Annotated in this window: 9 protein-coding genes; 1 reads left to right on the plus strand and 8 read right to left on the minus strand. The window is 32.5% G+C overall.

Features of this window, described 5'->3' with window-relative positions:
* Positions 1–87: 87 nt before the first annotated feature.
* The 4 genes from asnS to AC2A1C_RS09610 all read right to left on the minus strand — a co-directional run bounded on the left by asnS (position 88) and on the right by AC2A1C_RS09610 (position 3,402).
* Positions 88–1,536 (minus strand): asparagine--tRNA ligase, encoded by a 1,449-nt coding sequence (asnS, locus tag AC2A1C_RS09595; RefSeq protein ID WP_484025491.1) that lies wholly within the window; start codon positions 1,534–1,536, stop codon positions 88–90.
* A gap of 107 nt (positions 1,537–1,643) precedes the next feature.
* The gene (locus AC2A1C_RS09600) at positions 1,644–2,288 is read right to left on the minus strand and encodes a hypothetical protein (RefSeq protein WP_484025492.1); all 645 of its coding nucleotides are present in this window, start codon (positions 2,286–2,288) and stop codon (positions 1,644–1,646) included.
* Positions 2,289–2,317: 29 nt separating this feature from the next.
* Positions 2,318–2,917 carry a CDP-alcohol phosphatidyltransferase family protein gene (locus AC2A1C_RS09605; RefSeq protein WP_484025493.1) on the minus strand — a complete coding sequence of 200 codons (600 nt, stop codon included), beginning with the start codon at positions 2,915–2,917 and terminating at the stop codon, positions 2,318–2,320.
* 11 nt (positions 2,918–2,928) lie between these two features.
* Positions 2,929–3,402 (minus strand): hypothetical protein, encoded by a 474-nt coding sequence (locus AC2A1C_RS09610; RefSeq protein WP_484025494.1) that lies wholly within the window; start codon positions 3,400–3,402, stop codon positions 2,929–2,931.
* An 88-nt stretch (positions 3,403–3,490) separates the two neighbouring features.
* Between AC2A1C_RS09610 and AC2A1C_RS09615 the strand changes: the two genes are divergently transcribed.
* The gene (locus AC2A1C_RS09615) at positions 3,491–4,432 is read left to right on the plus strand and encodes a helix-turn-helix domain-containing protein (RefSeq protein WP_484025495.1); all 942 of its coding nucleotides are present in this window, start codon (positions 3,491–3,493) and stop codon (positions 4,430–4,432) included.
* A 52-nt stretch (positions 4,433–4,484) separates the two neighbouring features.
* On the opposite strand, the gene rimM is transcribed toward AC2A1C_RS09615, so the two are convergent.
* The 4 genes from rimM to AC2A1C_RS09635 form a co-directional block, all read right to left on the minus strand.
* Positions 4,485–5,027: a ribosome maturation factor RimM gene (gene rimM / locus AC2A1C_RS09620; protein WP_484025496.1), complete on the minus strand. Its 543-nt coding sequence runs from the start codon at positions 5,025–5,027 to the stop codon at positions 4,485–4,487.
* A gap of 72 nt (positions 5,028–5,099) precedes the next feature.
* The gene (locus AC2A1C_RS09625) at positions 5,100–5,669 is read right to left on the minus strand and encodes a 30S ribosomal protein S16 (RefSeq protein ID WP_484025497.1); all 570 of its coding nucleotides are present in this window, start codon (positions 5,667–5,669) and stop codon (positions 5,100–5,102) included.
* Between the two features lie 139 nt (positions 5,670–5,808).
* Positions 5,809–6,321: a nitroreductase family protein gene (locus AC2A1C_RS09630; RefSeq protein WP_484025498.1), complete on the minus strand. Its 513-nt coding sequence runs from the start codon at positions 6,319–6,321 to the stop codon at positions 5,809–5,811.
* 27 nt (positions 6,322–6,348) lie between these two features.
* Positions 6,349–6,833, minus strand: a 485-nt coding sequence (locus AC2A1C_RS09635; protein WP_484025499.1) for a hypothetical protein, incomplete at its 5' end; no start/stop codon positions are given.

Raw genomic sequence — 6,833 nt, forward strand, 5'->3', positions numbered from 1 at the left:
TATTATTTGCATGATTTTTGCTGTAAAATATTTGTCATAAAAAAGCCTTCGGAAATTTCTGAAGGCTTTTAATTTTTGTTCAAGTTTTTAAAACTCTGCATTTTTCGGTGTTCTCGGGAAAGGAATCACGTCTCTGATGTTGGTCATCCCTGTTAAGAAAAGCACTAATCTTTCCAAACCAAGACCAAATCCTGCATGTGGAACCGAACCAAATTTTCTGGTATCAAGATACCACCAAAGTTCATGCTCGTCTACATGCATATCTGTCATTTTTTGTTTTAAAACGTCAAAACGTTCTTCTCTTTGAGAGCCACCAATAATTTCTCCAATTCCCGGGAAAAGTACATCCATCGCAGCAACCGTTTTTTTATCTTCGTTCAGACGCATATAAAATGCTTTGATCTCTTTTGGATAATCAAATAAAACTACCGGACTTTCAAAATGTTTTTCCACTAAATAACGTTCGTGTTCAGATTGAAGATCTGCTCCCCATTTTTCAATAGGATATTGGAATTTACCTTTTTTATTTTCTTTTGAGTTTAATAAAATCTCAATCGCTTCTGTATAAGAAACTCTCTTGAAACGTTTAGCAACTACATTCTGCAATTTTTCGACAAGGCCTTCTTTTGCTCTTTCTTTTTCGGTTTTTCCTTTTTGCTCTTCAGCAAAACGTTTATCCAGGAAGTCAAGATCATCTTTACAATTATCTAAAACATATTGAATCACATATTTCAGGAAGTTCTCTGCCAGATCGATATTGTCTTCAAGGTTATTGAAGGCTACTTCCGGCTCAATCATCCAGAATTCTGCAAGGTGACGGGTTGTATTAGAATTTTCGGCACGGAAAGTAGGTCCGAAAGTATAAACTCTTCCTAATCCCATTGCCGCAGTTTCTGCTTCTAATTGCCCTGAAACTGTTAAATTGGTTTTTCTTCCAAAAAAATCTTGGGAAAAATCTATACCTCCTTGTTCGTCTCTTGGTATGTTGTCCAAATCAAAATTGGTCACTCCAAACATTTCTCCCGCTCCTTCTGCATCTGCACCTGTAACAATCGGAGTATTGATATAAAAAAACTGATTTTGGTTAAAAAATGAATGAATGGCAAAACTTACCGCATGACGCACTCTGAAAACCGCCCCAAATAAATTGGTTCTGAATCGTAAATGCGCTTGTTCTCTCAATGTTTCCAAAGAGTGTTTTTTGGGCTGAAGAATTGTTTTATCTCTTTCTTCCGTAAAGTTATCTCCTAAAATCGTAATTTTTTTAGCTAAAATCTCTACAGCTTGTCCAGCTCCTTGGCTTTCCACCACTTCACCTACAATTTTAAGAGAAGCTGCTGTACTGATTTTATTGATAACCTCTTCGTCAAAATTTTCAAAATCAACAACAATTTGCAAATTATTAATTGTAGAACCATCATTAAGTGCTATAAAGCGATTGGCGCGGAATGTTCTCACCCAACCGTAAACTGTAATGTCATGATGTAATACTTTTTTGTAATCCTGAAGGATTTCTTTAATGGTTTGCTTTTTCATTTGTTGATTAAATTTTCTGTAAAAATTAATGGGAGCAAATTTAAGAAAAAACAGCGTAATTCGATTAACCCTGTTTTTCTTTATTTATCAATAATTTAATCAAAAGTTTATTGCCAAGAAATCGGATATTCCATATAATCTAAAAATCCGTTGGTTTCATACAGAATATCATAGCCTTGATCTGTTAAATAATAATGGCAGACTTTTACTTCGTTGTTCCGTTTGGGAAATGTTAAAACTGCAGGACATAGTTTGGCTTTATCAACTCTCAATGCAAAAACTTCATAATCTTCATCAATTTTTTTTCTGCTGAAAAGCCCTAAAGATCTGTCGTTAATAAATCGGGCAATTTTTATATCTCTTAAAACATAACTGAAAAGCTCATATTTTATTCCTTCATATCTTGCACAATTTTCGTTCATTGTAGAGGAAATAGTGATGGAATCTTTTGTAATATTTTTGATGACACCGGATCTGTATCGTTTTCCATCTGAAAATTCCAAATCATAAATGCCTTCTATTCTGATTACAAATCCTTCTTTTGTAGGTTTCCAACTTTTTGTGGGATTGATATTTTTTCCTTTTTTCTGAATGATTAAAACATTTCCCGGCTCGTATTTACAATCATAATATTTTTTGTAATTCATTTCGTAATCAAGGCTGTCTTCAACTGTTTTAAATTGACCATTAATGTATATTCCAAACACAGCTAAGAGTAAAACAAAAATGATTTTTATTTTTAGAGTTTCCATATTTTAATTTTGAATTAAGTGTCTAATATTTAATTAAAAAAAACTGTTTTTTTGATATTTTTTCCTTTCCTGATTTTCCATGCATGATAAGAACTTGGTACATCAAATTGCCATTTCGGTAAAATCAAAATGATTAGAATGACATCGATATGTGAAATTAGACCAAGAACTAAGCATACATAAAATGCCCAGTTTGCGGTATTAAAACCTATCAAAAATGTGAAAGCTAATAATAAGCTCAATCCCCAAAGTTTTGAAAGCCAGGCGTGTGTGCAAGTTTCCTTTCCAAATTTCCAAATACTAACAACGTAACAAAGTGTTTCCATTGCAAAGATCAAAGAAATTGCTTTCCATTCGTTTTTTATTAGTTCTGGACTCAGAAAATAAGAAGCAAGCCCTATGGAAAGCCAGAAAACCAAATCGGTCTGGCTGTCCAATCTTCGTAATTTTTCAGAAGAAACACCTGCTTTTCGGGCAATAATTCCATCAAAAATATCTGTAAATAATCCAAGATACATTAATGTTAAAATTAAAAATCCGGATTTTTCACCTTTGAAATAGGATAGTAAAATAATAATTGGCGCGAAAATAAATCTTATGGCAATTAAAATATAAGGAACTGTTTTCATTTTTTTTGATTTTAGAAAATGATATTGATACCAAAAGAATATCTGAAACCTTCGGTTGGGAAATGTTTATATTCATTATATTCGAAATTATAGCCCAGTTCTGTCGTAAAGAAATGGTAGAAAGTAATTCCAAATTTTGGAGATACTGCATAAGGAGATATTCCTGCACCACTGTAAAGACTTGTAGCGATAGGTTTTCCTTCTTCAAAAGAAGCTATCTTATAAAAATAATCTAATTCGGGAATAACGATGAATTTTCTTCCGGGAAGATTCCACCAGTTAAAATGACCGCGTAAACTCACATAATTTTTTTCATTAAAAGGAATTTTTGTTCCTAATGAAAGGAACGCTTTATCATCCATTGAGGTACATTCTAATCTAGTAGATAATATCAATGCTATGATTTTCCAGTCTTTATCGCTACCAATCTGAGCTTTTAAAATGCTACAGAAAAGCATAACAATAATTAAAAATAGTTTTCTCATCACAATTAATTTTAAAATTCTGATCCAAAATTATCGGCAGAAAACACAAATCTGAATGCGGAAAAAAATTAAAAAAAATAGTACATTTGTGAAAATCGCAAAAATGTATCAGGAGCAATTACTGAAAGAAATCCGAAGAAAAATTGGCAATGTATCATTGAATGATGAAATTTCTACTATTCTGAATATCAGTTATGATGCAGCACACAGAAGAACTTCCATGAAGGCAAAATTCAGTCTGGAAGAAGCAGTAGAACTAGCCAAATATTATCAAATTTCTTTGGATCAATTTTTAGGAACTGAGAATCAACTAGTGGTGAAACGAACGTTGCCCATAAAAAATTCAGAAGATGTATTAAATTATTTTGAAAATTCGCTTAACATATTGAACGCTTTTCAGGAAAAGGAAAATTCACAAGTGTTTTATTCTGCGAAAGATATTCCGTTTTTTTATACCATTTCCCAAAGTATTTTGTCAAAATTTAAATTTTATGTCTGGATGAATTTGCTGAATCAGGATAAATTTTTTGACAGGTTTGAAACATTTACTATTGATTATTTTTCTTCTAAAAATGAAAAACTTAAAGAGCTCTATGAAAACCAAAAAGTAGTGGAAATATGGAATGATAGCACTATTACAAGTATTTTGAGACAGATTTCGTTTTATTCAGAAATTGGGATGTTGTCCAAAAAAGATTCAGAAGAAATTTTGGAGGAACTAAAAAAAATGTTGATGTATATAGAAAATAAAACGATAAATAATCCTGATTTTCAGCTATTTTATAATGATTTAGTGATTCTGAATAACAGCATTCTTTTTAAAAATGAAAAAACGAGTTCTTATTTTATTCCGTTCAATATGTTCGGATATATGATGACTAATGATAAAATCATGTGTGAAGACACTACAAATTATTTTGAGCATCAGATAAAAAATTCAAAATCTATCGGAAATTCCGGAAATCGTGACCGAAAAATGTTTTTCAATAAAATGCATGAACAGATTGAGCAGTTGAAAGAAAAGCTGTAATGAAGCAAAAATGCGAAAAAGCAAAAAACTAAAACTCAAAAATACGAGTTCGTTACTCGTCTTTTTTAGAATCAGTCAAAAATACATCTAAAAGTCCTTCCGGAAGTTGCATTTGGATGTATTTTCCGTCTCTGTTTACTTCCAAAATCCAATCTTTGATGATGGGAATTACCACTTCTTTTCCGTTTAGATTTAAGATGAAATAATTTTGTGCTGTCTGATCATTTATTTCTTTGATGATTCCACAAGGTTGATTGTTTTCATCCTTTATCTCAAAGCCGATAACTTCATGGTAGTAAAATTGATTTCCTTTCAGAAGAGGTAATGAAGAAAGAGGAAGAAATACATTTTTCCCTACTGATTGCTCTACCAGAGCTTCGGTAGAATTTTTAAATGAAATGATTTTGGAATCGGCTTTTTGCCATTGCTGCTTATCAACGAAAAAGGGAACCAATAAGCCGTTGATTTCTACAAAAACAGATTCTAATTTATGGTATAATTCGGGTTGGTCGGTATCCAATTTCAGGATTACATTTCCCTGAAGTCCGTGTTTACGGGTAATTTTTCCTAAAAAATAGCAATCTTCCTTTTTCATTTTTTGAGGTATGTGTTGTAAATAACAAAGACGCGATTAATCGCGTCCCTGCATTGTAATTTTTTTAGATAATTAAGCCTGAGTTTCTTCAGTACCTTCTGCTTCAGCAGCTGGTTCTTCAGTAGTAGCTTCAGCAGCAACTTCTTCAGCAGGTGCATTTGCAGCTTCTTCAGCAGCTTTTGCATCAGCTTCAGCTTGTGCAGCAGCAGCAATTCTTGCTTCATTTACTTTAGCTTCAGCTTCTAGAGCCGCTTTTTTAGCATCTTCTTTTGCTTTTGCTAAACCGTCTACTTTACCTTGAACTTTAGATTCTTTAGCTTCTAACCAAGCATTAAATCTTTTTTCTGCTTCAGCTTCATCAAAAGCGCCTTTTGCAACACCACCTTGAAGGTGTTTTTTGTACAATGCACCTTTGTAAGAAAGGATAGCTCTTGCAGTATCAGTTGGTTGAGCACCGTTGTTTAACCATTTAACAGCAGAATCTACATTCAGCTCAATAGTTGCAGGGTTAGTAATTGGGTTGTAAGTTCCTAATTTTTCGATGAATCTACCATCTCTTCTAGATCTGGAATCTGCAACCACGATGTGGAAAAAAGGCTTTCCTTTTTTACCGTGTCTTTGTAATCTGATTTTTACTGACATAAATTTGAAATTTGTGGGATCACGTCCCGGTTAAATATTTTAGGCTGCAAAGATAAACAAAATTTTCAATTTGATGATTTGAAAATGAGAAATTTGACGTTTTTTTATCATCACATTATCACATCTTCAAATTTATACATTAATCCAAACTTCCCATATAGAAAAGCCCCAAACATTTTTGATTTTCTTCAATTTTCAGAGAATCTTTAAGATGATTTACTAATTTTGGAGAGCTCCAATAGCAACCGATTTGGTTTGCAGTACACATTAGATACATATTCTGAACCGCCATTGCTGTTGCTGCAATTTCTTCCCATTCCGGAACCAATCCGCTGAAATCCACAACAATGGAAATGACAATATTTGCTTTATCTATTTTGAAAAAAATATCTTCGTATTTCTTTTGCAGAAATTGAAATTCGGGAGTGATTTCTTTGTAAATGGTTTGAAGTTCAGTACCTAATTTTAATTTTTCTTCACCTTTAAAAACTTTAAAACGCCATGGTTTTGTTCGTTTATGATTTGGTGCGAGAATGGCTGCATTCAGAATTTCGGTTAAAATATTTTCGGGAATATCTTTTTCGGTGTACTCTTTCGGGAAAATGCTTTTTCGGTTTTCGATAATTTCTTTTAAAACTTCTGCTTTATTCATGGTGCAAAATTACAACAAGAAAAGTATTTATAAAATTTCTATAATTTCCTGATGAATATTGTTGAGCGTAAAAGAATCTCCGGATTTCATTCCCATCATAGTTTGAGCCATTGGACTTTCAGGGGAAATAGCATAAAAACGATCACCTTCATAGAAAAATTCTCCCAAAGAAACGGAAATATAAAACCTTGCTTTATTGGTAAAAACCAAAGCTCCAAGCTGAACCGTATCAAAAGTTGAATTTACGACCTTAGTCATATTTTTTTGTAGGCTTTTCAGTTCAAACATTTGCTTATCCAGACGATAGACTTCTTCCTGAATTTCTTCCCGGATGCTGTCGTATTTTGGAGTTTTCTTTATATCCCGACTTGCTTCCAGAGTAAAACCAATATATTTTTCCAGTTTTTCAATTTTATCGACAATCATTTGTCGAACATAATTTCTAATATCTGTTTTCGATACTACATTGTGCCGCATAACATCAAAATTTAAACTAAAATATGAAAATATTT

Source organism: Chryseobacterium sp. HNCC26DJ241 (genome assembly GCF_057180505.1).